Origin of the sequence: Streptomyces sp. NBC_00273 (genome assembly GCF_036178145.1) — a bacterium.
GTDB lineage: Bacteria > Actinomycetota > Actinomycetes > Streptomycetales > Streptomycetaceae > Streptomyces.
Genome location: NZ_CP108067.1, coordinates 6,318,948 through 6,345,531, shown reverse-complemented (window position 1 = coordinate 6,345,531; position 26,584 = coordinate 6,318,948). Strand labels below are relative to the sequence as shown.

Here is a 26,584-nt window from a genome sequence, read left to right as displayed (position 1 = left end):
CCCAGCTACCGCTGGGAGGGGCCCCCGGGCGGGCTGAATTTCAGCCCGCCCGGCGTTTGAGGGCACGGGCGCGCAGCGCACGTACGGGGTCCGGGGCGAAGCCCCGCGGTCAGCGAGCGGCGGCGACGGCGCGCAGGGCCGCCAGGACGTGGGACAGCGCGGGCGCGGATTCGGCCCCGCGGCGGACCGCGGCGAGCACGTGCCGCGTCGGCCGGTCCCGCGACAGCACCCGGACGGCCACGCCCGAGGCGCGGCTCGACACCATCCGGGGGACCAGCGCCACCCCCATCCCCGCCTCGACCATGGCCAGGATCGCGGTCCAGCCGGACGCCGAGTGCGCCTGTTCCGGGACGAATCCCGCCGCCTCGCACGCGGACCGGGCGATCTCCGACCAGGGGCCGCTGCCCCCGTAGATCCACGGGTCGCCGGACAGGTCCGCCAGCCGCAGGTCGGGCGCGGCCGCCAGCGGGTGGCCCGGCGGGAGCGCCACGTCCAGCGGGTCCTCCAGGAGCACGACCCGGGTGAACCGGGGATCGCGCGCGGTGGGCGCATGGGCCGTGAGGGACAGCGCCAGGTCCACGTCCCCGGCCGACAGGAGCTCGTAGGCCTCCGCGGCCTCCGTCTCCCGGACCCGGACCTCCACTCCGGGTCGGGTCCGCCGCAGCGCGGCCACCGCCGGGACCACGAGCGCCGGTACGGCGGTGGAGAAGGCTCCGACCCGTACCTCGCCCGTCTCCCCGGCGAGGTATCCGGCCAGTTCCGCGTCGGCCCGTTCCAGCTGCGCGAACACCGCTTCCGTGTGCCGCAGGACGAGGTGGGCCGCGTCCGTGAGCCGCACCCGGCGGCCCTCGGCCTCCAGCAGGACCACGCCCAGTTGCCGGGCGAGGTTCGTCAGTTGCTGCGAAACGGCCGAGGGCGTCATGTGGAGCGCCTCGGCCGCCCGGGTCACGGTCCCCTGTTCGGCGAGGGTCCGCAGGATCCGCAGCTTCTTGATGTCCCACTCGGTCATGGGCCCGAACCTACCGCCGGGCACTCCCCAGCCCGACCCCTCCGAGGATGAGCGCCATGCAGAGCAGCTGCGCCGGCCCGGTCCGTTCGCCCAGCAGCAGGAGGCCGAGCCCGGCCACGCACACCGGCTGGAGGTAGTAGACGACTCCCGCGCGGGCCGCGCCGATCATCGAGACGGCCTTGTTCCAGGCGAAGAAGGCGACGGCCGAGGAGAACACGCCGACGTACAGCAGCGGTCCGACCGTCCCGGTGGTGACCTCGAAGCCGCCCTGGACGGCGACGGAGACGGCGTAGGCGGGTGCCAGCATCAGCGCGCCGAGCACGAAGGTGGTGATCAGGAAGGCCAGTCCGCCGAGTTCGGCGGGCTTGCGCTTGAGCAGGGCGCTGTACGTGGCGAAGGAGAGGGCGGCGGCGAACATCCACAGGTCCCCGGCGCCGAAGTCGAAGCCGAGCGAGCCGTCGCCGACGAGCAGCAGCACCCCGAAGGCGGCGAGCAGGATGCCGAAGGTCCGCCGCTTGCCGAGGCGTTCGCCGCCGAGGCGGGCGTAGAGCGCCATGATGACGGGCGAGGCGGCCATGATCATGCCCATGTTGGAGGCGGAGGTGGTCAGTCCGGCCTGGTGCACGAGCGTGTTGTAGAGGGTGACGCCGAACAGCGAGGCGAGGGCGACGAAGCCGAAGTGCCGCCGGATCAGGGCCCGCTGCTGCCAGGCCTGGCGGGCGGCGAAGGGGGCGACGGCGAGCAGGGCGATGATCCAGCGCCAGAAGACCGCCTGGACGGGCGGGACGGTCTCGGCCATGCCCCGGGTGGCGACGAAGCTGCCGGACCAGACGACCGTCGCGAGCAGGGCGAGGAGCACGCCGAGCCCGGCAGCACCTTTCTTCCCCGTGCTGCCGGGCTTGGCTTGCGAGACGGTACGGACGCGGTCCATGACGGCCACTGTGGGTCTGCTCCTCGGGGTGGGCTGGTGGTGTGTGTGGACTACCGTCGCACCGCCTCATCCGTCAGGTCCATCGAAATGTTCTGATCATTCTTTTCAGTAGAACTGAACGATTGGGGCTTGCGGGCGGCCGCCAGCTGACCGGCGACGGTGGCTCCGAAGGCGATCGCCATCCCGACGAGCTGTACGGGCGAGAGCGCCTGCCCGAGGGCGGCCCAGCCGATGACGGCGGCGGTGAGCGGGGAGAGCGGGCCGAGCAGGGTGACCGAGGTGGCGCTGAGGGCTCCGATGCCGCGGAACCAGAGCCAGTACGCGATCCCCGTGTTGATCAGCATCATGTAGCCGTAGCCGAGGAAGGCCTTGCCGTCGAGCGCGGGCGGGGCGCCCTCGACGAGGGCGGCGACGGGAATGATGAACAGTCCGCCCGCGGTGAGCTGCCAGCCGGTCATCGCCAGCGGGCCCACGCCCTCGGGGCGGCCCCAACGCTTGGTCATCACGGTGCCGGCGCCCATGGAGGCGGAGGAGATCACACCGGCGACGATGCCGACCGCGTCGAGTCGGGCCTCTGCGGTCAGGACGACCATGCTCACGCCGAACGCCCCGACGACGGCGGCGAGCACGGTACGCAGGCTCGCCCGCTCCCCGAGGACGAGCGCGGCCAGCCCCACGACGAACAGCGGGCCGGCGGCGCCCAGTACGGCCGCGACCCCGCCGGGGAGCCGGTAGGCGGAGAGGAACAGCAGCGGGAAGAAGGCGCCGATGTTGAGGATGCCGAGGACGGCGGACTTCCACCACCACTGGCCCTTGGGCAGGGTGCGGGCCAGGGCGGTCAGCAGGAGTCCCGCGGGCAGGGCCCGCATGACCCCGGTGAACAGCGGCCGGTCGGGCGGCAGCAGCTCGGTGGCCACGGCGTAGGTGGAACCCCAGGAGATGGGGGCGAGTGCGGTCAGGGCGACGGTGGCTAAACGCTTCATGGCGGGTGGCTCCTGGATCGGACGGAGGAAGCGGGGAGGGGAGGGCCGGCGGGGCTCAGGCGGCGGCGGTCACGGGGACCGGCGCGACGGCGGGGGCCTCGCGGACCACCGGGGGCTCGGCGTGCACGGCCTCGGCCGGCAGGTGCCGCTCCAGCCGGAGCAGCGCCAGGGCGGCGCCGAGGGCGGCGACGGCCAGGACGGCCCAGGGCAGGCGGCCGTCGACGGCGAGCAGGGCGGTGAAGAGGGAGGGGGCGAGCGCACCGGCCAGCGAGTAGGACAGCTGGTAGGTGGCCAGGTAGCGGCCACGGACGGCCTCGGGGGCGGCGGAGACCGACAGGGCGCCGCCGGAGGGGCTGTGGACGAGCTCGCCGAGGGTGTAGACGACGACGATGACCAGCAGGGCGACCAGGGTGACGCCCTGGCCGGGCCGCAGGGTGCCGAGCACGATCTGCCCGACGAAGGCGGCGGCGAAGAGCAGGGCGCCGAGGGCGGCCGAGCGGGTGCGGCGGGCGCCGGAGCGGCGGACCCGGCCCGCGATCAGTACGCCGATCCCGGCGCACAGCACGGTGTTGACGGTGAAGGCGGCTCCGGTCAGGGAGTCGGGGGCCGTCAGCCAGGTCGAGAGGTAGAGGGGGAAGAGGACGGAGAGGGCGGAGTAGCCGAGAGCGGTCAGGAAGTTGGCGGCGGTGAGCCCGAGGAAGGGGCGGTCGCGCAGGACGGTGCGGTATCCGGCGGACCCGGCTTCCGCAGCACCGGCCGCGCCGGCCGCACCGGCCGCACCGGCCGCCCGGACCGCCCGGACCCGGCTGACGAGCAGTCCGGCGAGGGCGAAGGCCAAGGAGTTGCCCCAGGCGGTGTACGCGAACCCGCCGGTGCCCCACAGGGCCAGCACTCCGGAGACGAGCAGGGCGCCCGCGCCCATCCCGGCGTTCTGCAGGGCCCGGGTGGACGCCTGGAGCCGGTCGCGGGCCGCGCCCCGTGCCACCTCGCCGATCAGGGACTGCTGGACGACGCCGAAGGAGCGGTCGGCGAACGCGGTGACGAGGGCGACGGCCGCGAAGGCGGGCAGGGAGCTCGCGAAGGGGTAGAGGGCGAAGCCGAGCGCCCGCATCCCGTAGAGCACCAGGTTGACCCGCTTGGCGCCGAACCGGTCGACGGCCGTGCCGGCCAGCGGCATGAACGCCAGCCCGGCCAGCCCGGTGACCGTCATGACCAGGCCGACGAGGGTGAGGGAGAGGCCGGTGACGTGGTGGAAGAAGACCAGCGAGAAGGGGACGTACATGCCGATCCCGATCGAGCTGATGCCGATTCCGAGGAGCAGCGACCGCTCCCCCGCGACCTTCGCCCCCTCTGACGCGGCTGTCTTCCTCATGAACACGGCCATGACCCCTCCCCCGGACTTGGTTGCTGGTAAGTAGCTTACCGCTAAGCTACTTATCGTCAAGCAACTTTCTTGCGAACGATCTCGGGGAAGCCGGATACTGCACGCATGAGTGACGACAAGGACGCAGTGGATGCGATCACTGCCCAGTGGTTCGCCGTGCGCCCCGACCTGGAAACGGCTCCCATGGCCGTCTTCGGACGCATCTACCGGATCGCCAAGGCCATGGGCGACGCGATGGAGCAGTGCTACTCGCGCTTCGGCATCTCGCGCGGCGAGTTCGACGTCGTGGCCACGCTGCGCCGGTCGGGCGAGCCCTACACGCTCTCGCCCCGGCAGCTCTCGGCCACCCTCATGCTCACCACGGGCGGCATGACCGGGCGTCTGGACAAGCTGGAGAAGGCCGGGCTGCTCTGCCGCAAGCCCGATCCGCACGACCGGCGGGGGCTCCAGGTGACGATCACCGACCGCGGCCTCGCGCTCATCGACGAGGCCGTCGGCGCCGGCCTGGAAGTTCAGCGCGCCGCGCTCACCGGGCTGACCGACGACGAGGTCGCCGTGCTCACCGGTCTGCTCCGCCGGCTCCTGGCCGGCGTCTGAGGGTACGACAAGGCGCCGGGGGTCGTCGCACGGCCGAAACGAATCGGCGGTGCGGACCCCCGGCGCCCGGAAAGGTCTGCTGGTCCCGGCCCCGCGGGGCCGGACCGGCTCAGGCCTGCTTCGGCTTCCGGTCCGACGACTTGTCGAGGACCATCACGAGACCGATGATGCCGAAGAAGATCACGAGGGGCAGGGCCACGTACAGGCCGATCGTCTCACCGACGCTCAGGCCCGGACCCGGGTCGTCACCGTCGTCGCGGGTGAGCGCGAGGGCGGGAGACGTCATCAGCAGCATCATCAGCGCGGTTCCGGCCGTGACGGCGCCGGCGCGCAGAGCGTTCTTCTTGTCCACGGTGCAAACGTAGCGAACACCTAAACGGGGCGCGCGCCCGGGGGTGCCGTACGAGGCCGTACGCCCTCCCCCACCGCGCTCAGCAGCGCGTTCGCCCGGGGCGAGGACACGAGCTCCTCCAGGGTCAGCGGCCGCCCCGCGGCATCGGCGACCGGCAGCCGCCAATTGGGGTACTGGTCCCAGGTGCCCGGCAGGTTCTGCGGCCGCCGGTCCCCCACCGCGTCCGGCAGCCATACGCCGACCAGCCGCGCGGGGGTGCGCAGCAGGAAGGCGTACAGGGCCCGTACGGCGGCCTCCTCGCCCTTGGTGTCCAGCCCGAGCCCGTCCAGCAGCTCCAGCCACTCGGCGGTGTCCGCGGCGTCCTCGGCGCGCTCCAGCTCGGCCGGGCGGGTCAGCAGACCGAGCCGGTCGCGCAGTTCCACATGGCCCCCGGCGAGCTTGGCGGCCGTGGGCGGCAGGTCGTGCGTGGTGACGGTGGCCAGGCAGTCGGCCCGCCAGGCCTGCGCGGCCAGCGGCTCCCCGGCGCCGTCCCAGTCCCGCTCGAACCAGAGCACCGAGGTGCCGAGCACCCCGCGCCGGGCCAGCTCCTGACGGACCCGCGGCTCCACCGTCCCGAGGTCCTCGCCGATGACCAGGGCGCCCGCCCGGTGGGCCTCCAGGACCAGGATCGCCAGCATGGCCTCGCCGTCGTAGCTGACGTACGCCCCCTCCGCGGGCGGGGTCCCCTCCGGGATCCACCAGAGCCGGAACAGACCCATCACGTGGTCGATCCGCAGGGCGCCCGCGTAGCGGAACACCCCGCGCAGCAGGGACCGGAAGGGGGCGTAGCCGGTGGCGGCCAGTACGTCCGGGCGCCACGGCGGCAACCCCCAGTCCTGGCCGCGGGCGTTGAAGGCGTCCGGCGGGGCCCCGACCGAGATGTGCCGTGCGTAGCAGGGCGACCCGAAGACGTCGGAACCCTGCGGGTGCACCCCGACGGCGAGGTCGTGGACGATGCCGACGGTCATGCCGGCCCCGCGGGCGGCCCGCTGGGCGGCGGCGAGCTGGCCGTCCGTCAGCCAGACCAGCCAGCGGTGGAAATCGGCCCGCTCCTTCGGGTCCTCCTCCCCCGCGTGCCCGGCGCACCAGGTGGCGTGCACGTCCAGCGGAGCTCCCTGTTCGGCGCAGAACGCCCGGTAGGCGGCTTCGCGCTCGGGGGTGCGCGGGACGGCGTACAGCAGCTCCAGGGCGGACCGCTTGAGCTCCCAAACGGCGTCCCGGTCGATCAGCGCGCCCTTCTCCAGGACCTGGCGGCGCAGCTCCCCACCGCGGGCGGCGAGCGCGTCGAGGGCCCGGCGGTCGGGGCAGTCGGCGTATTCGGGGACGTCCTCGATCCGTAGGTGGACGGGGTCCGGGAAGCGCCGCGAGGACGGCCGGTACGGGGAGGGGTCGGTCGGGGACCCGGGAACGGCCGCGTGCAGCGGGTTGACCTGGATGAACCCGGCGCCATGCGTACGGCCCGCCCAACGGGCGAGCTCCGCGAGGTCGCCGAGGTCGCCCATGCCCCAGGAGCGCTCGGAGAGCAGGGAGTAGAGCTGGACGAGCAGCCCGTGGGCCCGCTCGGGCGCCGCCGGGGCCCGTTGCGGGGCCACGACCAAGGTGGCCTCGGCGCTGCGCCCGTCGGGCGCCTCGGCGATGAGCCGGTGGACGCCCAGCGGCAGTGCGGGGCCCCATGCGAGCACCTCCCCCGTCTCCTCGGCCAGCACCCGCACCCGGCTGCCGGGGGGCAGCGCGGCGGGCTCCGGAGCCACCCGGTCCCCCTGCCAGAGCACCACCGTGGGCGGCAGCAGCCGCCCGGCCGCCTCCTGCGCGGCGGACTCGGCGAACACCCGGATGCTCGCCGCGTCGTCGGTGACCGCCCCCAGCAGTGCGAGGACCGCCTTGACGGTGGCCTCCGGTACCGGGACGGTGACGTCCGCGGCGGGCCGGTAGTCGGTGGCGACTCCGTACTGGGCAGCGAGCCGGGCCAGGTCGTCCATCTGCGGGCGCTCCTTCGTACGTGCGGACCTCAGGGCATGAGGATGTGTCAGATGATGGGGGCACAAGGGTGGTTCAGGAGGGTGGGACGCCGCCGGGGAACACCGCGTCCATACCCACTCGGAGGCACCGCATTCCTGCCGCATACGGGGCAGATCACCCACCCGCATTGACACTCCAGCCGCACGGATGGTGGGCTCAGGCTCATTCGTACGAGTGGGGGACGACTCGGGACAAGGAGGCTCTGTGCAGCTCAGGGGTAAGGGGCGGAACACCGCCGCCGCCATGGCGGTGATCGGTACGCTGCTGGGCGGTGCCGTGTCTTCCGCGCCACCCGGGACCTTCGCGGCGCCCACCGCACCGGACAAACCGGCGCCCGGAGCGGGCCCCGGAGCGACCCCCGTGTCCGCTGCCGCCGGGCCGGTCCTCGACCCGGGAGCCGACACCCCCAGGGCCGCCACCGAGGGGCCCGCCGTGTGGCCGCGGCCGCAGTCGATGACCGCCGACCCGGCGCGCGAGCTGCCGCTGGGCACCGAGGCCGTACTGGTCACGGGGGCCGGCGCCGACCCGTACGCCGTCAAGGTGGTGCGGGACGCCCTGCGCGCAGCGGGCGTACGGACCGTCCACGAGTCGGCCCCCGGCGCTCCGCTGCCCGCACGGGGCACCGTCGTACGCCTCCAGGACGCGGACGCGGAGCAGGCGCTGCGGGCGCTGGGCGCGGCCGCGCCGTCGGACCTGCCGGCCGGGGGTTACCGGCTGGCCGCGGGCCGCCACGCCGGGCGGGACACGATCGCGCTGGCCGGCATAGGCGCGGAAGGACTCTTCCACGCGGCGCAGACGCTGCGCCAACTGCTCGCGGCGGGCGGCGGGAAGATGCCCGGCGTACTGGTGCGGGACTGGCCGGCCGCGCCGGTGCGCGGGATAACCGAGGGCTTCTACGGGCAGCCGTGGACCCAGGAACAGCGCCTCGCCCAGCTCGACTTCATGGGCCGCACCAAGCAGAACCGGCTGCTCGTCGCCCCCGGCGACGACCCGTACCGCACGACGGGCTGGCGCCAGGACTACCCGCAGGAGCAGCAGGCGGAATTCCGCGCGCTGGCCGAACGGGCCCGCGCCAACCAGGTCGTCCTGGCCTGGGCGGTGACCCCCGGGCAGTCGATGTGCCTGTCCTCGGAGGCCGACCGGGCGGCGCTCGCGCGCAAACTGGACGCGATGTGGGACCTGGGCTTCCGCGCCTTCCAGGTGCAGTTCCAGGACGTCAGCTACTCCGAGTGGGGCTGCAAGGCCGACCGGGAGCGGTACGGGAAGGGCCCGGCGGCGGCCGCGAAGGCGCACGCCGAGGTCGCGGGCGGACTGGCGGCGCACCTGGCCGCACGCTACCCGGGAGCGCCCGCGCTGTCGCTGCTGCCGACGGAGTACTACCAGGAAGGCGCCACCACCTACCGCACGGCCCTGGCGGGCGCGCTGGACCCGCGGGTGGAGGTGGCCTGGACCGGCGTGGGCGTGGTGCCGCGCACGATCACGGGCAAGGAGCTGGCCGGCGCGCGCGCCGCCCTGGGGCACCCGCTGATCACCATGGACAACTACCCGGTGAACGACTGGGATCCGGGCCGGATCTTCCTCGGCCCGTACGCGGGCCGCGAGCCGGCGGTCGCGGGCGGTTCGGCCGCGCTGCTGGCCAACGCGATGCCGCAGGGCACCCTGTCGCGGATCCCGCTCTTCACGGCGGCGGACTTCGCGTGGAACCCGCGCGGCTACCGGCCCGGCGAGTCCTGGGCGGCGGCGGTGCGGGAACTGACCGGCGCCGACCCGGGCGCGCGCCAGGCGGTGGCGGCGCTCGCCGGGAACACCGCGTCGTCCGGGCTCAAGCAGGAGGAGTCGGCGTACCTGAAGCCGCTGGTCGAGCAGTTCTGGAAGGCCCGCGCCGCGGGCGATCCGGCGGCCGGGACCGAGCTGCGCAAGGCGTTCACGGTCCTGCGCGAGGCCAAGGACCGACTGCCGGCCCTGTCGGGCGAGGCGGGTCCCTGGCTGGAGCGCCTGGCGCGCTACGGGACGGCGGGCGAGCTGGCGGTGGACGTCCTGCAGGCCCAGGCCCGCGGGGACGGGACGGCCGCGTGGAAGGCCTCCCGGGCCCTGGCCGAGGTCCGGGCGACACTGGCGCAGCCGGGATCGGCCCGGGTGGACAAGGCCGTCCTGGACCCCTTCCTGACGAAGGCGGTGGCCGAGGCCGACGCCTGGACCGGCGTCGCCCGCCAGACCGGCACGGTGACGAAGGAGGCCGAGGCCTGGACCGTGCGGCTGGACGCACCGCGCCCGGTGTCGGCGGTGACCGTGATGACCGACCCGTTCCCCGCGGGGGCGCGGGGCGCCGCGGTGGAGGCGCACGTACCCGGAGAGGGCTGGCGCAAGGTCGCCGACGCCTCGGCCTCGGGCTGGACCCAGGTGGAGACGACGGGGCTACGCGCGGACGCGGTGCGCCTGACCTGGGCCGGGTCCGCGCCCGTGGTGCACCAGGTGGTGCCGTGGTTCGGGGACGGCCCGCGGGCCCGGTTCGAGCTGGCGGACGGGGCCGCGGTCGACGCCGAGATCGGCGGCGCCGCGCAGCGGGTCTCGGCGACGCTGTCCGCGCTGGGTCCGGGCGAGGTCCGCGGCCCGCTGGTGGCGCGGCCGCCGGCGGGCATCGAGGTCCGCCTCCCGCAGGTCGCGGTGGCCCCGCGGGGCAGCCAGGTCTCGATCCCGCTGGAGGTCACAGTCGCCGCGGGCACCCCGGCGGGCAGCTACCAGGTGCCGGTGACCTTCGACGGGGAGTCACGCACCCTGACGGTGCGTGCGGTGGTCCGTACCGGCGGCCCCGATCTGCTGCGGACCGCGCGGGCGACCTCCTCGGCGAACGAGACCCCCGCCTTCCCGGCCTCGGCGGCCGTGGACGGCTCCGCGGCCACCCGCTGGTCGTCGCCGGCGGTGGACGGCGCGTGGTGGCGGGCGGAACTGCCCGCGCCGGCGCGGGTGGGGCGGCTGGAACTGCACTGGCAGGACGCGTACCCGTCGGCGTACCGGGTGGAGACCTCCGCGGACGGGGTGACCTGGCGCCCGGCGGTGGCCGTAACGGCCTCGCGGGGCGGCCGCGAGTCGCTCCGGATGGACGCCCCGGACACCCGTTTCCTGCGGATCACGTGCGAGACCCGCGCCACGCGGTACGGCTGCTCGCTCTGGTCGGCGGAGGCCTACGCGGTCACCCCGTAGCCCGGCCCTCCCGGCCCCGCACACCAGCCCCGCCGGCACAACCCAGCCCCGCCGGCGTTTGAGGCGCGGGGCCGGGGGCGGAGCCCCGATCTTTCAGCCCCGCCGGCGTTTGAGGCGCGGGGTCCGGGGCGGCGCCCCGGGAGGCCGGGCCGCAGGTCCCCGACGGGCGCAACCCCTCGCGGAACCGGCGGCCCTGCGGAGCTACCCGGCCGCGACCCCGATCCGCTCCAGCGCGTCCTCGGCCCCGTACGGCTGGAGGTACGGCATCCACCGCGGATCCCGGTGCCCCGTGCCGATGATCCGCCACGCCAGCCCGGACGGCGGCGCCGGCTGGTGGCGCAACCGCCAGCCGAGCTCCAGCAGGTGCCGGTCGGCCTTGACGTGGTTGCACCGGCGGCACGCGGCGACGACGTTGTCCCAAACGTGCTGGCCGCCCCGGCTGCGCGGAATGACGTGGTCGACGCTGGTGGCGACGGCGCCGCAGTACATGCAGCGACCGCCGTCCCGCGCGAACAGTGCGCGCCGGGTGAGTGGAACGGGCCCCCGGTAGGGGACCCGCACGAAGCGCTTGAGCCGTACCACGCTGGGCGCGGGGACGACCCTTGTCGCGCTGTGCAGATAGGCGCCGGATTCCTCCAGGGAGACCGCTTTGTTCTCCAGGACGAGGACGAGCGCGCGGCGGAGCGGTACGACGCCGAGGGGCTCGTACGACGCGTTGAGGACCAGGACGTGCGGCACGGACTGCCTCCTTGTACGCCGGCGGCGCGTGGCTCGCGCCGGGACGATCTGCTCTCCAGTCTCTCCTTACGGCTGGTCGAAACGCCACCACTCGCCCGTAACGGGTCCGAGGTGTTTTCAACCACAGTCAGTCATCCCCAGGTGAGTCTGGTCTCTCCCTCGAACACGGCACCAAGGTGAAGGGATTGCCCCGTTAGTGTGGTTGGTCTGCCCCGCATGTCCCCGGATCCGTCCGGGGGTCCCCCGGTTCCGCGGGCAGACCGCTACACCTGGAGGTTCCCGTCGTGCCCTGGCCCGCCGCCCTGCTGCCGCTGGCAGCCGACGTTCCGGACGCGCCCGCATCGGTCAAGGAGGCGCAGGAGAGCGTCACCGAGGCCGCCAGCTTCATCGAGCAGAACTGGGCCACCTGGCTGAGCATCGGCCTGCGGATCCTGCTGATCGTCGTGATAGCGGCGGTGATCCGCTCGGCGGTCCGCAAGGCGCTGACCAAGCTCATAACCCGGATGAACACCAGCGCCGAGGCGGTGGAGGGCACCGCTCTGGGCGGACTGCTGGTCAATGCGGAGCGGCGGCGCCAGCGTTCGGAGGCGATCGGCTCGGTGCTCCGGTCGGTGGCCTCGTTCCTGATCCTCGGTACGGCCGCGCTGATGGTGCTGGCCGCACTGAAGATCGATCTGGCCCCGCTGCTCGCGAGTGCCGGTGTGGCCGGTGTGGCGATCGGTTTCGGCGCCCGGAACCTGGTGACGGACTTCCTGTCCGGCGTCTTCATGATCATGGAGGACCAGTACGGCGTCGGCGACAAGATCGACGCGGGCGTGGCCTCGGGCGAGGTCATCGAGGTCGGACTGCGCGTGACCAAGCTCCGCGGGGACAACGGCGAGATCTGGTACGTGCGCAACGGCGAGATCAAGCGGATCGGCAACCTCAGCCAGGGCTGGGCGACCGCGGGCGTGGACGTCCAGGTCAAGCCTTCGGAGAACCTGTCCCGGATCCGCGAGGTGGTCAAGGAGGTCGCCGACGCCATGGCCAAGGAGTCCCCGTGGGACGAGCGCCTGTGGGGTCCGGTGGAGGTCCTGGGCCTGGACGAGGTGCTGCTCGCCTCGATGACCGTGAAGGTGTCCGCCAAGACCATGCCCGGCCAACAGTTCGCGGTGGAGCGGGAGCTGCGCTGGCGGATCAAGGAGGCCTTCGACGCCGCGGGCATCCGGATCATCGGCGGCATGCCGGCCCCCGACGAGGACGAGGAGGCCCCGGCGGACCCGTCCGCCTCGGTCGCCGCGCCGTCCGCCCTCGCGAACCCGACCTCCCCGCAGTCGCTGGCCACGGCCCCGATCCCGCCGCCGGCCGGGCCTCGGATCACGAAGTAGCCGCTCGGCCGCGCAACCGGCTAACCGCACGTCGCACGAGCCCCGCTCGCCCCGCTGCCCCGCAGGTCATCCGTAAAAGGACACGGCCTGCGGGGCAGCGGCATTGACACACTTCAACAAGTGATAGGAAACTTACCTAACAGATCACCTCGGTGAGGGAGAGCCGCTCGATGCCCGCCGCCACGCCCGGAACGCCCAGCCTGTTGCGCGCCATGAACGACCGGGCCGCACTCGAACTCCTGCTGACGCACGGCCCGCTGTCCCGGACCCGCATCGGGCACCTGACCGGACTGTCCAAGCCCACCGCATCGCAGCTGCTCGCCCGCCTCGAAGCGGTCGGGCTCGTCGTGGCCACCGGCACGGACGCCGGACGGCCCGGCCCCAGCGCCCAGCTCTACGCGATCAACCCGCGGGCCGCCCACGTCGGCGGTCTCGACGTCACCCCGGAACGGGTGCTGGCGGCCGTCGCCGACATCACCGGCACCGTGGTCGCCACCCACGAGGTCCCCTACACCGAGGGCGCGGAGGCCGTCACCCAGGTGACCGAGGCCCTCGGCGGCGCCATCGAGGCAGCCGGACTGCACCGCACCGACCTGCGCCGGGTGGTCATCGGGACGCCGGGCGCCTTCGACCCCCAGACCGGCCGCCTGCGCTACGCAAGCCACCTCCCGGGCTGGCACTCCCCCACCCTCCTGGAGGAGCTGGCGGCCGCCCTGCCGATGCCCGTCGAATACGAGAACGACGTCAATCTCGTCGCCGTCGCCGAACAGCGCCTCGGGGCCGCCCGCGGCCACGAGGACTTCGTCCTGCTGTGGAACGAGGAGGGCCTCGGCGCCGCACTGGTCCTGGGCGGCCGGCTGCACCGCGGCTGGACCGGCGGCGCCGGCGAGGTGGGCTTCCTGCCGGTGCCGGGCCGACCCCTGGTCCGGCAGGTCACCCGGGCCAACTCCGGCGGGTACCAGGAGCTGGCCGGCGTGGAGGGACTGCCCCGGCTCGCCGCGGAACTGGGCGTCGAGCCCGCGGATGCCCCCGGTGCGCCCGGGGCCGCCGGGGCCCCCGGAGCACCGCACGGACCGGAAGTCGCCGCCGCCGTCGCCCTGCTCGCACGGGCCGCCGCCGCTCCCGAGGGGGCTCACCTGCAGTTCCTCCAGTCGTACGCCACCGCGCTGGCCACCGGCCTCGCCTCGGTCGTCGCCGTGCTGGACCCGGAGATCGTGGTCCTGTCCGGAGCGGCGATCAGTGCGGGAGGCGAGCCGCTGCGCGCGCTGCTGGAGGTCGAACTCGCCGAACTGGCCCCCTCCCGGCCCCGGCTGGTCCCCGGCGAGGTACGGGAGCGGCCCGTCCTGCACGGCGCGCTGGAGAGCGCGCTGGCCGCCACCCGGGACGAAGTGTTCGACACCTCGGGCTGAACCGCCCGGCGCCCGCCGTCCGCACCCTCCCCCGCACCGCGCACCCCGAATTCCTGCACCCCCTGCACCCCCTGCACCCCCTGCACCCCTGCACGTCCGCACGGCCCACCGCCACCCCCACCCGGCACCCCCCACGGAAGTTCCTCCTGCAGAGAGCGAGCCCCGCCATGCCCAGAACCGGACGCCTGACCACCGCGACCGCCGTCCTCGCGGTGATATCCGCCCTCGCCACGGCCTGTACGGGCCAGGGCGCGGACACCGCCTCCGACGATCCGAAGGCGGACGTCACCCTCAACTTCTGGCACGGCTGGTCCGCGCCGAGCGAGGTCAAGGCGATCGAGGAGAACATCGCCCGCTTCGAGAAGGCGCACCCGAACATCAAGGTCCGGGTCACCGGCGACATGACCGACGACAAGGTCAACCAGGCGCTGCGGGCGGGCGGGGACAAGGCCCCCGACGTGGTCTCCTCCTTCACCACCGACAGCGTGGGCAAGTTCTGCAACTCCCGCGCCTTCGCCGACCTGAACCCCTTCCTCACCAAGTCCGGGGTGGACAAGACGAAGGTCTTCCCCAAGACCCTGCTGGAGTACACGCAGTTCGAGGGCAACCAGTGCACGCTGCCGCTGCTGCACGACGCGTACGGCCTCGTCTACAACAAGACCGCCTTCGCGGCCGCCGGCATCACCGAACCCCCGAAGACCTGGAGCCAGTTCACCGAGGTCGCGCAGAAGCTGACGAAACCCAAGGGCGACTCGTACGAGCAGGTCGGCCTGATGCCCACCTTCCACGGCTACGAGACCAAACCCATGCGGCTCGCCGCCCAGTGGAGCCCCACCTACTTCACCGCCGACGGCAGGTCCGGCCTCGCCGTGGACCCGGCCTTCGTGAAGATGCTGACCGCGCAGAAGGACCTGGTGGCGAAGCTCGGCGGCTACGAGAAGCTGGAGCGGTTCCGCAACACCTTCGGGGACGAGTGGAGCGCCGAACACCCCTTCCACACCGGCCAGGTGGCCATGCAGATCGACGGCGAGTGGCGCGCCCCGATGGCCAAGGAAGCCGGCGTCGCCTTCGAGATCGGCACCGCGCCGATGCCCGTCCCCGACGAACAGGCCGACGACTACGGCAAGGGCTACCTCTCCGGCACGATCATGGGCATCGCCGCGGGCAGCAAGAAGCAGAACGCCGCCTGGGAGCTGGTCAAGTACATGACGACGGACACCGAGGCGGTGGTGGCCTTCGCCAACGCCATCCACAACGTCCCGTCCACGTTCGCCGCCCTTCAGTCCCCGGCCCTCCAGGTGACCCCGGAGTTCAAGACCTTCCTCGACATCGCCCGGCACCCGAAGTCCAGCACCACCCCGGCCAAGGCCGACGGCGGCACCTACCAGCTGACCTTCACGGACTTCGCGTACGCCGTGGAGAAGGGCGACGTCGGCGACATCCCGGCCGGTCTCGCCAAGACCGACCAACAGATCGACACGGACATCGCGAAGGCGAAGTAGCCCGATGACCGGCGCCCACCCCCTGCGCGCGAAGCGGCGGCGCTCCGCCCTGCGGACCGCGGCCTTCCTGTCCCCCTGGCTGATCGGCTTCGCCGTCTTCTTCCTCTACCCGCTGCTGTCCACCCTGTACTTCTCCTTCACGCGGTACGACGGCTTCCGGCAGCCCGCCTTCAACGGCCTGGACAACTGGAGCTACGTCTTCACGGACTATCCGCTCTTCTGGCCGGCCATGCGCAACACGCTGTGGCTGGTCCTGGTGATGGTGACCTGCCGGGTCGCCTTCGGCCTCGGCATCGGCCTGCTCATCACGAAGATCAAGACGGGGACCGGGATCTTCCGGACCCTGTTCTACCTGCCCTACCTGGCCCCGCCGGTCGCCGCGACGCTGGCCTTCGTCTTCCTGCTCAACCCCGGCACCGGCCCCGCCAACACCCTGCTGGACGCGGTGGGGCTGCCCACCCCCGGCTGGTTCACCGACGCCGACTGGTCCAAGCCGGCCCTGACCGCCCTCGCCCTGTGGGGGGTCGGCGACCTGATGGTCATCTTCATGGCCGCGCTGCTCGACGTACCCAAGGAGCAGTACGAGGCCGCGGAGCTGGACGGGGCCGGCGCCTGGGCGCGGTTCCGGCACATCACCCTGCCCAACATCTCGCCGATCATCATGTTCGCGGTGGTCACCGGGGTCATCCAGGCCATGCAGTACTACGCCCAGCCGCTGGTGGCGGGGAAGGTCGCGGCCGGGGTGATCGGCGGCTCGGGCCAGCAGTTCGAGCCGGGCTATCCCGACAAGTCCACCCTGACGCTGCCCCAACTCGTCTACAACCTCGGCTTCCAGCGCTTCGACTACGGCACCGCGTGCGTCGTCGCGCTCGTCCTGTTCGCCCTCTCCATGGCCTTCACCGCGCTCCTGATGCGGCGCCGTGGCGGTCTGATCGGAGCAGGTGAATGAGCGGCGCGCACACCGGACGGAGATCCTCCAAGGCGGTACTGCACTGGGTCGGGGTGCACTCGCTCGGCGTGGCCGCCGCCCTGTTCTTCGTCCTCCCCTTCGTCTTCCTCCTCCTCACCTCCCTGATGGGCGACCGGCAGGCCCTGACCCGCGACCTGTGGCCCGATACCTGGGAATGGGGCAACTACGCCAAGGTGTGGCACACCCCGGGCTTCCTGACCTGGTGGCGCAACACGCTCTTGTACGCCGGACTCGGCACCCTGTTGACCGTGGTCTCCTCCGTGCCCGTCGCATACGCGCTCGCCAAGTTCCGCTTCCGCGGGCGGCGGCTCGCGCTGCTCCTCGTGATCGCCATGATGATGCTGCCGCCGCAGGTGGTGGTCATCCCCATGTACCTCTTCTGGGCGAAGCAGCTCGACCTGTCGGGCACCCTGTGGCCGCTGATCGTCCCGATGGCCTTCGGCGACGCCTTCTCCATCTTCCTGCTCCGCCAGTTCCTGCTGACCATCCCCGACGAGTACCTGGACGCGGCCCGCGTCGACGGATGCGGCGAGGTGCGCACCCTGCTGCGCGTCGTCCTGCCGATGGCCCGGCCCGGGATCGCCGCCGTCGCGCTCTTCCAGTTCTTCTGCGCCTGGAACGACTACTTCGGCCCGCAGATCTACGCCTCCGACAACCCGGCCGCCTGGACCCTCAGCTACGGACTGGAGTCCTTCAAGGGTGCGCACCACACCAACTGGAACCTGACCATGGCCGCGACCGTACTGGTCATGGCCCCGGTGATCGTCCTCTTCTTCTTCGCCCAGAAGGCGTTCGTCGAGGGAGTCACCCTGACCGGCGTGAAAGGCTGACGATGAAACTCGCAGTGGTGGGCGGCGGTTCCACCTACACCCCCGAACTGGTCGACGGCTTCGCGCGGCTGCGCGACACCCTGCCCGTCAGCGAGCTCGTGCTGATCGACCCGGCCGCCGATCGACTGGAGCTGATCGGCGGCCTGGCCCGGCGGATCTTCGCCCGGCAGGGCCACCCCGGACGCATCACCACCACTTCCGACCTCGACGCGGGCATCGCCGGGGCCGACGCGGTCCTGCTCCAGCTGCGCATCGGCGGGCAGGCCGCCCGGCTCCAGGACGAGACCTGGCCGCTGGAGTGCGGCTGCGTCGGCCAGGAGACCACGGGCGCGGGCGGGCTCGCCAAGGCACTGCGCACGGTCCCGGTGGTCCTCGACATCGCCGAGCGGGTCCGGCGGACCAACCCGGACGCATGGATCATCGACTTCACCAACCCGGTCGGGATCGTCACCCGGGCTCTCTTGCAGGCCGGGCACAAGGCAGTCGGGCTCTGCAACGTCGCCATCGGCCTCCAGCGGAAGTTCGCGGCGCTGCTGGACCTGGCGCCGGCCGACATCCACCTGGACCACGTGGGCCTCAACCACCTCACCTGGGAGCTCGGCGTGCGCCGCGGCGGCCCGGACGGCGAGGACCTGCTGGCGACCCTGCTCGCCACGCACGGCGAGGCCGTCGCCGGGGACCTGGGGCTGCCGCGGACGGTGCTGGACCGGCTCGGCGTCGTGCCCTCGTACTACCTGCGCTACTTCTACGCCCACGACGAGGTCGTCCGGGAGCTCGGGACCAAGCCCTCGCGGGCCGCCGAGGTCGCCGCGATGGAACGCGAACTGCTCGCCCTGTACGGGGATCCCGCGCTCGACGAGAAGCCGGCGCTGCTGGCGAAACGCGGCGGCGCCTTCTACTCCGAGGCCGCCGTGGACCTGGCCGCATCCCTGCTGGGCGACGGCGGGCCGGCCGTGCAGGTGGTCAACACGTACAACAACGGCACGCTGCCGTTCCTGCCGGACGACGCGGTGATCGAGGTGCAGGCCCGCGTCGACGGATCCGGCGCCGCTGCGCTGGCGGTGCCCCGGCTGGACCCGCTGTTCTCCGGGCTGATCTCGCACGTGAGCGCGTACGAGGACCTCGCGCTGGACGCGGCCCTGCGCGGCGGGCGCGATCGGGTCTTCAAGGCACTGCTGGCGCACCCGCTCATCGGACAGTTCGACCTGGCCGAAGGGCTGACCGACCGGCTCCTCGCGCACAACAAGGAGCACCTGCCATGGGCGTGACCCTCCCCTCGGTGCTGGCGATCGACGCGGGCAACAGCAAGACGGACGTGGCGCTCCTCGCCCCGGACGGCTCGGTGCTGTGCTCCGGCCAGGCCGGGGGCTTCCAGCCGCCGCGCACGGGCGTGGCCGCGGCCGTCGACGTGCTGGCCGGGGCGATGGCCGACGCCGGGCTGCGCGCCGGCCCCGCGGCCGGGCCGTGGGCCGAGCGGGTGTCGGCGTGCCTGGCCAACGCCGACTTCGCGGTGGAGGAGCAGCAGCTGGCGCGGGAGATCGAGCGCCGCGGTTGGGGCCGTGCGACGGCGGTGCACAACGACACCTTCGCGCTGCTGCGCTCCGGGCTGCCGACGGGCGCCGACCCGTGCGGGGTCGCTGTGGTGTGCGGGGCGGGCATCAACTGCGTCGGGATGACCCCGGACGGGCGGACCGCCCGCTTCCCCGCGGTCGGGCGGATCTCCGGCGACTGGGGCGGCGGGGGCGGACTGGCCGAGGAGGCCCTGTGGTTCGCGGCCCGGGCCGAGGACGGGCGGGGCGGGCCGACGGAGCTGGCCCGGGCGCTGCCCGCGCACCTCGGCCACGCGTCGATGGCCTCGCTGATCGAGGCCATGCACCTGGGCCGGGTGGAGCACGCGCGGCGGCACGAGCTGACGCCGGTGCTGTTCGCGGTGGCGGCCGCCGGGGACCCGGTGGCGCTGTCGCTGGTGCACCGGCAGGCGGACGAGGTGGTGGCCATGGCATCGGTGGCGCTGGGTCGCCTGGGTCTGCTGGAGCAGGAGGTGCCGGTGGTGCTGGGCGGCAGTGTGCTGGCCGCCGGGCACCCGCAGCTCAACGACCGGATCGCGGCGGGCCTCGCCGAACGGGCCCCGCGCGCCCGGATCCGCGTGATCACGGCACCGCCGGTGCTCGGTGCCGGGCTGCTGGGCCTGGACGCACTCGGCGCCCCGCCCGGGGCATACGAAAAACTCCGTGCCCATTTCGGGTGAACCCGCCCCGGAAATCGTCCGGTCTGGAACCGTGGCGCCCATACGGACGTATTGACGGTGAAGGGGCGACGAAGGGGGCCCTCGGGGACGGATCGCCCTGGATCCAGCACCGGGTGCTGTGGTCGACCGGCACTACGGCCATACTGCTGCGCAGGGGGTACCTCCCAGCGTCGGCTGGAGGACGACAGGACCGAGGGGGAGGTCACGGTGGCGATCACATCACGCGCGCCCGCGCCCGGGGGCGGTGCTTCCGTGCCGTCGGCCGGGCCGACGGCACCACCGCCCGACGGTCCGCCCGGGCGGACCGCTTGGGCCGAGGGCGTGGAGCGGCTGCGCGAGGCGGCGACCACCGAGCCGGGCCGGCTGCGGATCATCGGCGCGGTACTGGCCGCCCTGATCATGCTGTTCGGCACCGTGAGCGTCTGGGAGATCTCCGACCGGGCCGCGGCCGCCGACGACGTGGTGGGCCGCAGCCAGCCGCTGAGCGCGGACGCGGCGAGCATCTACCGCTCCCTGGCGGACGCCGACACGACCTCCTCCAGCGGGTTCCTGCTGGGGGCCCAGGAGCCGCGCGAGGTCCGTCAGCGGTACGAGAAGGACATCGCCAACGCCTCCAAGCTGCTGGTGAGCGCCGCCGCCAACACCGGCGGCAACGAGGACTCCCGCCGGCAGATCACCGTGCTGAGCGAGCAGCTCCCGCGCTACACCGGCCTGATCGAGCAGGCCCGGGCCACCAACCGGCAGGGCCTGCCGCTGGGCGGCGCCTACCTCCGTTACGCCAACGAGCAGATGACCACCCAGCTGCTGCCGGCCGCCCAGCGGCTGTACGAGTCGGAGACGAAGCGGCTCTACACGGACCACGACGACGCCCGGTCCTGGCCACTGGCCTCGATCGGTCTGGGCCTGCTCGCGGTCGCCGCCCTGGTCTGGGCGCAGCGGCGCAACTACCTGCACACGAACCGGGTGCTCAACCACGGACTGGTGGCCGCGACGGCCGCGTCGGTGGTGGTCCTGCTGTGGCTCGCCGTGGGGCACACGGTGGCACGGTCCTCGTTGAGCGAGGCCCGGGCGGACGGGCAGGAATCGATGAAGGTGCTCAACGACGCGCGGATCGCCTCCCTGCAGGCGCGGGCCGGCGAGAACCTGACCCTGATCGCGCGGGGCGCCGTACTGGCCGAGGACAAGAAGTCCGACAAGTACGACGTGGACTTCACGAACAACATGAAGCAGTTGGACGCCGGGCTGGCGACCGCGCTGCGGCTCGCCGACGACGCGGCCGGCCGGGACCCCGTCAGCCGGGCCGAGGACGGCGTGAAGCAGTGGAAGCAGCGGCACACGGCGGCCCGGGAGGCGGACTTGAAGGGGGACTACGAGGCCGCTCTGCCCCAGGTCGTCGGGGACGAGAAGCACAAGGAGAGCAGCGGCGCCGCCTTCGACACGGTGGACGCCTCCCTGGAACAGGCCGTCGCCCACGAACAGCAGGAGTTCACCCGGGCCGCCCAGGACGGGATCGGCGCGCTGGGCGGACTGGTGACGGGCGCCGCGGCCCTGGTGGTCATCGGTGCGGCAGCAGCCCTGCTCGGCATCGGACGCCGGCTTTCGGAGTACAGGTGAGCGCGATGCGGATACGACCGGAGCGGGCCGCCGAAGGTCACGAGAACCACGGGAACCACGGGAACCACGAGGCTCCGGAGAGCCGGACGGGCCGGGCTAGGCGGGCGGCGACCGCCGGCGCGGCGTCCGGCCTCCGCCGCGCGGCGGGCCGGCTGCGCGGCTGGGGCGGGGTGAGCGCGATGGCGGTCGCCTGCGCGACGACCGCCGCCGTCACCCTGCTGCCGCTGGCCCACGCGACGCCCGACACCGGCCGGCCGGTGCACCGGCCCGCCACGATGGCGGCGGCCCCGGCCGCGCCCTGGGTCCTCGCCGACACCTGCCAGGACCCCGAGGCCAGCCTGCGCCCCTCCGACGTGGACGGGGCGACCATCGCGCGGATCAAGGCGGCCGGCAAGCTCGTCGCCGGCGTGGACCAGAACAGCTTCCGCTGGGGCTACCGCAACCAGACCGCCGAGGGCAGCCACCTCGACGGCTTCGACATCGACCTGGTCAAGGCCATCGCCAAGGACATCCTGGGCGACGAGAACGCGGTCATCTACCGGGCCATCCCCACCAGTCAGCGCATCCCCGCCCTCCAGGAGGGGCGCGTCGACATCGTCGTACGGACCATGACCATCAACTGCAAGCGGCTGGAGGACGTCGCCTTCTCGACGGCCTACTTCGAGGCCGGGCAGCAGGTGCTGGCGCCCAAGGGCTCGCCGATCACCGGGTACGACCCCTCGCTGAAGGACCGGCGGATCTGTTTCGCGGCCGGTTCCACGGCGGAGGCGGCCCTGAAGTCCCAGTCGTACGGCTCGGTGCCGGTCACCGTCGCCAACCAGCTGGACTGCCTGGTCCGGCTGCAGCTGGGCGAGGTCGACGGCATCATCACGGACAACGCCCTCGCGGCCGGTCAGGCCGCCCAGGACCCGTCGGTACAGCTGGTGGGTTCACCCTTCACCCGTGAGTTCTACGGGGTGGCGATGAACAAGGACGCCTCGGACCTGGTCCGCCGGGTCAACAGGGTGCTGGAGAACTACCGCGCGGGCGGCGGTGACAGCCCGTGGATGAAGGCGTACCTCAAGCACCTGCAGCCCGTGCTGCCCGGCGTGACGGCGCCCCCCGCACCCAAGTACCGGGACGGCTGAGCCCCGTGACGGTTTCGGGCACGGGACCGGGCGCGGGGCAGGATACGAGGACGGACACGGAGGCGGCAGCGGAAGCGGAGGCACAGTCGGTGGAGGCGGGGTCTGCAGTGATGGACCGGGACGACGTCGACCGCGCCCTGGCCCGGTTGGGCGCCGAGCACGAGGCGGTCGAGACCTCGTTGCTCGCCCTCCAGGACCACGCCGGACGCCGGCTGCTGGAGGGCGCCGCGCTGAGCGGGACCACCAAGGAGCGGTGGACGACCGCCGACGCGGACATCACCCGGCTGTGGACGTACTTCGACGCCTACAGCGGGGCCCTGACCGCCGCCCGGGAGGTACGGGAGCGGCGCCGCTGGCCGAACCGCGAGGACCTGATCGAGCTGACCGAGCGGCTGCGCGGGCCCGGAGTGCTGATCGCCGGGGCCGCCACCGAGGGCGCCGCGCTGGCGGAGCGGCTCTCGCTCGCCGAGCTGGTGGCCCGGATGAACGGCCTGTACGCGCGCTCGCTGGACGTGGTGGTCGCCGCCGACGCCGTCTGGTCGGCGCTGCCCGCCCGGATCGACCTGCTCGCCGCCGAGCTGCACCGCACCCGCTCGCTGGCCCACTCGGTGGGCGTGCGGCCGGGCGAGCACCCCTCCGGCGACGACCTGCAGGACATCACCGCCGAGCTGACGGAGCTGCGCACCCAGGTGATCGCGGACCCGCTGGCCTTCTGGCTGCCGGCGACGGGCAGCTCGGCGCCCGGCGGCGGCCGTCCGGACACCGGGCGCTACGACCGGGCCGCGCTCGCGCTGGAGGACGTACGCCGCGAGATCGAGGCGGTGCTGGACGTACGGCAGGACGCCGAGCAGCGGCTGATCGCCCTGCGGGACGTGCTCTCGCGGGCCGACCGGACCCTGGCGGAGGCGCGGACCGCGCGCGGCGAGGTACTGGCGAAGATCGCCGCGTCCGAGGTGCCCGCGGTGAGCGGCCCGCCCACGGCCCTCCAGGAACAGCTCGCGGCGGCGGCCGAGCACCGGCGCCAGGCCCGCTGGCACCGGCTCTCGCCCCTGTTGGAATCGCTGGAGGAGCGCGCCGAGGAGGAACTCCGGCGGGCCCGTGAATCGTTGACCGCGGTGACGGCACCCCTGGCCGTACGGGCCGAGCTGCGCGGGCGGCTCGACGCGTACAAGGCGAAGGTGGCCCGCCACGGAATGGCGGAGGACCCCCTGCTGATCGAGCGGTACGACGCCGCCCGGCGGATGTTGTGGAGCGCGCCCTGCGACCTGCTGGCCGCCGAGCAGGCCGTCCTGCGCTACCAGCAGGCGACGGCGGAGTCGTTGGCCCCGCCCCAGGACCGGCCCGAGCAACCGCGACACCAGGAACAGCGGCCCGACGGGCCGGGGGAGGAAGACGCATGAGCCTGATCGGAACCGCGTGCGTTCGTCCCGGCTGCCCCGGGACCTACGAGGACATGGGCGGCGGCGAGGTCTACTGCGACACGTGCGGGCTGGCGCCGATCGGCTCGGTCGCGGCGGGCGCGGACGAGCTGGTGTCGCCGCCGACGGGGATGACGAGCGCGGCCCGGGGCTCCCTGGGCTCCGGCGGGTCCCGCGGCTCGATGGGCTCGCAGGGCTCCCACGGCTCGGCGCGGTCCTCGGCCTCGGCGCGCTCCTCCCGGTCCTCCTCCTCGCGCCGCTCGGTGTCCGGGCGGCTGTCGCGCTCGGTGTCGGGGACGACGTCCACCCGTTCGGTGTCGGTGCGCAGTTCGGGGTCGGCGGCCTCGGGCCGCAGCCGGCTGGGCGCCGGGCTGGTCAACGTGCCGGAGGTGCCGCGTCCGAATCCTTCGACCGCGGTCCTGGAGAACCCGGAGGTGCCGGAGCGCAAGCGGTTCTGCTCGCGCTCGGACTGCGGGGCCCCGGTGGGCCGCTCCCGGGGCGACCGTCCGGGCCGGACGGAAGGGTTCTGCACCAAGTGCGGGCACCCGTACTCCTTCGTGCCCAAGCTGCGCTCCGGTGATGTGGTGCGCGGCCAGTACGAGGTGCTGGGCTGCCTCGCGCACGGCGGCCTCGGCTGGGTGTACCTGGCGGTGGACCGGGCGGTCGCGGACCGGTGGGTGGTCCTCAAGGGCCTGCTGGACACCGGGGACCAGGACGCGATGGAGGCCGCGATCTCGGAGCGGCGCTTCCTCGCGGAGATCGAGCACTCCAACATCGTGCGGATCTACAACTTCGTGGAGCACCTGGACCAGCGGACCGGTTCGCTGGACGGGTACATCGTCATGGAGTACGTCGGCGGCAAATCGCTGAAGGAGATCGCGAACGAGCGGCGCCGGCCGGACGGACGGCGCGACCCGCTGCCGGTGGAGCAGGCGTGCGCCTACGGCATCGAGGCGCTGGAGGCGCTCGGCCACCTGCACAGCAGGAACCTCCTGTACTGCGACTTCAAGGTCGACAACGCGATCCAGCAGCAGGACCAGCTGAAGCTGATCGACATGGGCGCGGTACGGCGGATGGACGACGCCGAGTCGGCCATCTACGGCACGGTGGGCTACCAGGCCCCCGAGGTCGCGGAGCTGGGCCCCTCGGTCGCCTCCGACCTCTACACGGTGGCGCGGACGCTGGCCGTGCTGACCTTCGACTTCCAGGGCTACACCAATGTGTTCGTGGATTCGCTGCCGGATCCGGAGCACATCGAGGTGTTCCGGCGGTACGAGTCCTTCTACCGGCTGCTGGTCCGGGCCACCGATCCGGACCCGGGGCGGCGGTTCTCGTCCGCGCAGGAGATGGCGGACCAGCTGACGGGCGTGCTGCGGGAGGTGGTCGCCCTGCAGACGGGTCGGCCGCGGCCGCAGCTGTCGACCCTCTTCGGCCCGGAGCTGCGGGTTCCGGACACCGAACTGTTCGCCGACGCGGCCGACACCGCCGTCTCCCGGCTGGGCTACCGGCCGATCGCCTCCCGGCGCGGTGGCCGGCTGTTCGGGCTCGCCGGCCGCGGCCGGGCCGCGGCCGGAGCGCACGCGCCGGGCGGCACCGCCGTGGCCGGGGCGACGGCCGCCGGTGGGACCCCGCCCGGTGGCACGCCCGTGCCCGGGGCGGCCGGCGGCGGCGCGGCGGGTCCGTGGGGACCCGCGACCGGCGGACCGGCACCGTCGGCCGGGGCGGGCGCGGTTGGGGCGGGCGTGGTTGGGGCGGGCGTGGCCGGCCTCGGAACCACCGCCACGCATGTGACCGGTGCGCCGGTGCCGGGTCCGCGACCCGCGCCGCCGGCTGCGGTCCAGGGCGCGGGGGCCGGAGCTTGGGCGGGAACCGGGGCCGCACCCGCACCCGTACTCCTGCCCTTGGAGCCGGCTTCGGCGAGAGCGACGCCGCTCGACGCGCGCGACACCGCGCTGGCCCTGCCCGTACCGCTGGTGGACGCGGCCGACCCGAACGCCGGTTTCCTGACGGGTCTGCTGGCCTCCGCGCCGGGCGACCTGTTGGGCGCCCTGAGCGCGGCGCCGGCCGACTCGGCCGAGTTGCGGCTGCGGGAGCTGCGGGCCCGCCTGGAGCTGGGCGAACTGCCCGAGGCCGGGCACACCCTGGCGGAGCTGGAGGCCCGGCATCCGGACGACTGGCGGGTGGTGTGGGCCCGTGGCATCGCCTCGCTGGCCACCGGTGACGACGAGATAGCGGCCCTGTCCTTCGACGCGATCTACGACGCCTTCCCGGGCGAGCCCGCCCCGAAGCTGGCCCTCGGGCTGTGCGCGGAGGTGCTGGGCCAACTGGACAACGCCGCCGAGTACTACCGCCTCGTGTGGATCACCGACCCGGGATTCGTGAGCGCGGCCTTCGGGCTGGCCCGCGTCCAACTGGCCGCCGGGGACCGGGACGCAGCCGTGCGCACACTGGAATCCGTACCGGAAGCGTCCATCCACTACACCGCCGCGCGGGTGGCTGCCGTACGGGCACGTCTGCGCGACCGGTCCCCGCAGGAGCCGCTGTTGGCCGACCTGGCGGCCGCAGCGGACCAGGTGGAGGCCCTGCGGCGGTTCGGACTGGACCCGGAACGGCAAGAGCGGCTCGCGACGGAGGTTCTGGGCTCGGCCCTGGACTGGGTACTGTCGGGTAGCCGGGGTTCCGACCCCGGCCGGACCTCGCTGCTCGGCAGTCAACTGGACGAGCGGGGCCTGCGCTTCGGACTGGAGCGCTCGTACCGCGTCCTCGCACGGCTGGCGCGGCGTGGCGAGGAGAGGATCGAACTGGTGGAGCGGGCAAACCGTTTCCGTCCCCGGACGTGGGTGTGA

At 73.4% G+C, this 26,584-nt stretch carries 21 protein-coding genes; 13 read left to right on the top strand and 8 right to left on the bottom strand.

Features of this window, described 5'->3' with window-relative positions:
- Positions 1-109 precede the first annotated feature (109 nt).
- The 4 genes from OG386_RS28085 to OG386_RS28070 are packed head-to-tail and all read right to left on the bottom strand — an operon-like array spanning position 110 to position 4,307.
- Complete coding sequence (locus OG386_RS28085; RefSeq protein ID WP_328790416.1) at positions 110-1,009, bottom strand: LysR family transcriptional regulator; 900 nt, start codon at positions 1,007-1,009, stop codon at positions 110-112.
- 10 nt (positions 1,010-1,019) lie between these two features.
- Positions 1,020-1,940, bottom strand: coding sequence for a DMT family transporter (locus tag OG386_RS28080; RefSeq protein ID WP_328790415.1), 921 nt, complete (start codon positions 1,938-1,940; stop codon positions 1,020-1,022).
- 50 nt (positions 1,941-1,990) lie between these two features.
- Positions 1,991-2,923, bottom strand: coding sequence for an EamA family transporter (locus OG386_RS28075; RefSeq protein WP_327385382.1), 933 nt, complete (start codon positions 2,921-2,923; stop codon positions 1,991-1,993).
- 55 nt (positions 2,924-2,978) lie between these two features.
- Positions 2,979-4,307 carry an MFS transporter gene (locus tag OG386_RS28070; RefSeq protein WP_328790414.1) on the bottom strand — a complete coding sequence of 443 codons (1,329 nt, stop codon included), beginning with the start codon at positions 4,305-4,307 and terminating at the stop codon, positions 2,979-2,981.
- Between the two features lie 105 nt (positions 4,308-4,412).
- Between OG386_RS28070 and OG386_RS28065 the strand changes: the two genes are divergently transcribed.
- Positions 4,413-4,904: a MarR family winged helix-turn-helix transcriptional regulator gene (locus OG386_RS28065; RefSeq protein WP_328790413.1), complete on the top strand. Its 492-nt coding sequence runs from the start codon at positions 4,413-4,415 to the stop codon at positions 4,902-4,904.
- A 109-nt stretch (positions 4,905-5,013) separates the two neighbouring features.
- On the opposite strand, the gene OG386_RS28060 is transcribed toward OG386_RS28065, so the two are convergent.
- Together OG386_RS28060 and OG386_RS28055 are read right to left on the bottom strand one after the other, a co-directional pair.
- Positions 5,014-5,256 carry a hypothetical protein gene (locus tag OG386_RS28060; protein ID WP_328790412.1) on the bottom strand — a complete coding sequence of 81 codons (243 nt, stop codon included), beginning with the start codon at positions 5,254-5,256 and terminating at the stop codon, positions 5,014-5,016.
- 20 nt (positions 5,257-5,276) lie between these two features.
- Positions 5,277-7,274, bottom strand: a complete 1,998-nt coding sequence (locus tag OG386_RS28055) for a 4-alpha-glucanotransferase (RefSeq protein ID WP_328790411.1) — start codon at positions 7,272-7,274, stop codon at positions 5,277-5,279.
- Between the two features lie 283 nt (positions 7,275-7,557).
- On the opposite strand from OG386_RS28055, the gene OG386_RS28050 reads away from it, so the two are divergent.
- Complete coding sequence (locus tag OG386_RS28050; protein WP_443053320.1) at positions 7,558-10,515, top strand: beta-N-acetylglucosaminidase domain-containing protein; 2,958 nt, start codon at positions 7,558-7,560, stop codon at positions 10,513-10,515.
- A 201-nt stretch (positions 10,516-10,716) separates the two neighbouring features.
- Here the strand turns inward: OG386_RS28050 and OG386_RS28045 are convergent, their stop codons facing one another.
- The gene (locus OG386_RS28045; RefSeq protein WP_327385376.1) at positions 10,717-11,253 is read right to left on the bottom strand and encodes an HNH endonuclease; all 537 of its coding nucleotides are present in this window, start codon (positions 11,251-11,253) and stop codon (positions 10,717-10,719) included.
- Positions 11,254-11,537: 284 nt separating this feature from the next.
- On the opposite strand from OG386_RS28045, the gene OG386_RS28040 reads away from it, so the two are divergent.
- The 10 genes from OG386_RS28040 (at position 11,538) to OG386_RS27995 (ending at position 23,720) form a co-directional block, all read left to right on the top strand.
- Positions 11,538-12,620 (top strand): mechanosensitive ion channel family protein, encoded by a 1,083-nt coding sequence (locus tag OG386_RS28040; RefSeq protein ID WP_327385375.1) that lies wholly within the window; start codon positions 11,538-11,540, stop codon positions 12,618-12,620.
- A 170-nt stretch (positions 12,621-12,790) separates the two neighbouring features.
- The gene (locus OG386_RS28035; RefSeq protein ID WP_328790409.1) at positions 12,791-14,029 is read left to right on the top strand and encodes an ROK family transcriptional regulator; all 1,239 of its coding nucleotides are present in this window, start codon (positions 12,791-12,793) and stop codon (positions 14,027-14,029) included.
- Between the two features lie 167 nt (positions 14,030-14,196).
- Complete coding sequence (locus OG386_RS28030) at positions 14,197-15,531, top strand: ABC transporter substrate-binding protein (RefSeq protein ID WP_328790408.1); 1,335 nt, start codon at positions 14,197-14,199, stop codon at positions 15,529-15,531.
- Positions 15,532-15,535: 4 nt separating this feature from the next.
- Positions 15,536-16,480, top strand: coding sequence for a carbohydrate ABC transporter permease (locus tag OG386_RS28025; RefSeq protein WP_328790407.1), 945 nt, complete (start codon positions 15,536-15,538; stop codon positions 16,478-16,480).
- A complete protein-coding gene (locus OG386_RS28020) occupies positions 16,477-17,331 on the top strand; it encodes a carbohydrate ABC transporter permease (RefSeq protein ID WP_328790406.1) in 855 nt (284 codons plus the stop codon). The genes OG386_RS28025 and OG386_RS28020 overlap by 4 nt, the downstream gene beginning before the upstream one ends.
- A gap of 2 nt (positions 17,332-17,333) precedes the next feature.
- The gene (locus OG386_RS28015) at positions 17,334-18,599 is read left to right on the top strand and encodes a 6-phospho-beta-glucosidase (protein WP_328790405.1); all 1,266 of its coding nucleotides are present in this window, start codon (positions 17,334-17,336) and stop codon (positions 18,597-18,599) included.
- Positions 18,590-19,579, top strand: coding sequence for an N-acetylglucosamine kinase (locus tag OG386_RS28010; RefSeq protein ID WP_328790404.1), 990 nt, complete (start codon positions 18,590-18,592; stop codon positions 19,577-19,579). The genes OG386_RS28015 and OG386_RS28010 overlap by 10 nt, the downstream gene beginning before the upstream one ends.
- 207 nt (positions 19,580-19,786) lie before the next feature.
- Entirely contained in the window at positions 19,787-21,193 is a 1,407-nt protein-coding gene (locus OG386_RS28005; protein ID WP_405787276.1) for a hypothetical protein, read from the top strand.
- Between the two features lie 5 nt (positions 21,194-21,198).
- The gene (locus tag OG386_RS28000) at positions 21,199-22,320 is read left to right on the top strand and encodes a glutamate ABC transporter substrate-binding protein (protein WP_405787278.1); all 1,122 of its coding nucleotides are present in this window, start codon (positions 21,199-21,201) and stop codon (positions 22,318-22,320) included.
- Positions 22,321-22,430: 110 nt separating this feature from the next.
- Entirely contained in the window at positions 22,431-23,720 is a 1,290-nt protein-coding gene (locus OG386_RS27995) for a hypothetical protein (RefSeq protein ID WP_327385367.1), read from the top strand.
- Positions 23,721-23,790: 70 nt separating this feature from the next.
- Here OG386_RS27995 and OG386_RS46985 read toward each other — a convergent pair whose 3' ends face one another.
- Positions 23,791-24,117 carry a hypothetical protein gene (locus tag OG386_RS46985; protein ID WP_443053213.1) on the bottom strand — a complete coding sequence of 109 codons (327 nt, stop codon included), beginning with the start codon at positions 24,115-24,117 and terminating at the stop codon, positions 23,791-23,793.
- Positions 24,118-24,127: 10 nt separating this feature from the next.
- On the opposite strand from OG386_RS46985, the gene OG386_RS27990 reads away from it, so the two are divergent.
- On the top strand, positions 24,128-26,584 hold the full coding sequence (locus tag OG386_RS27990) for a tetratricopeptide repeat protein (RefSeq protein ID WP_443053212.1): 2,457 nt from the start codon (positions 24,128-24,130) through the stop codon (positions 26,582-26,584).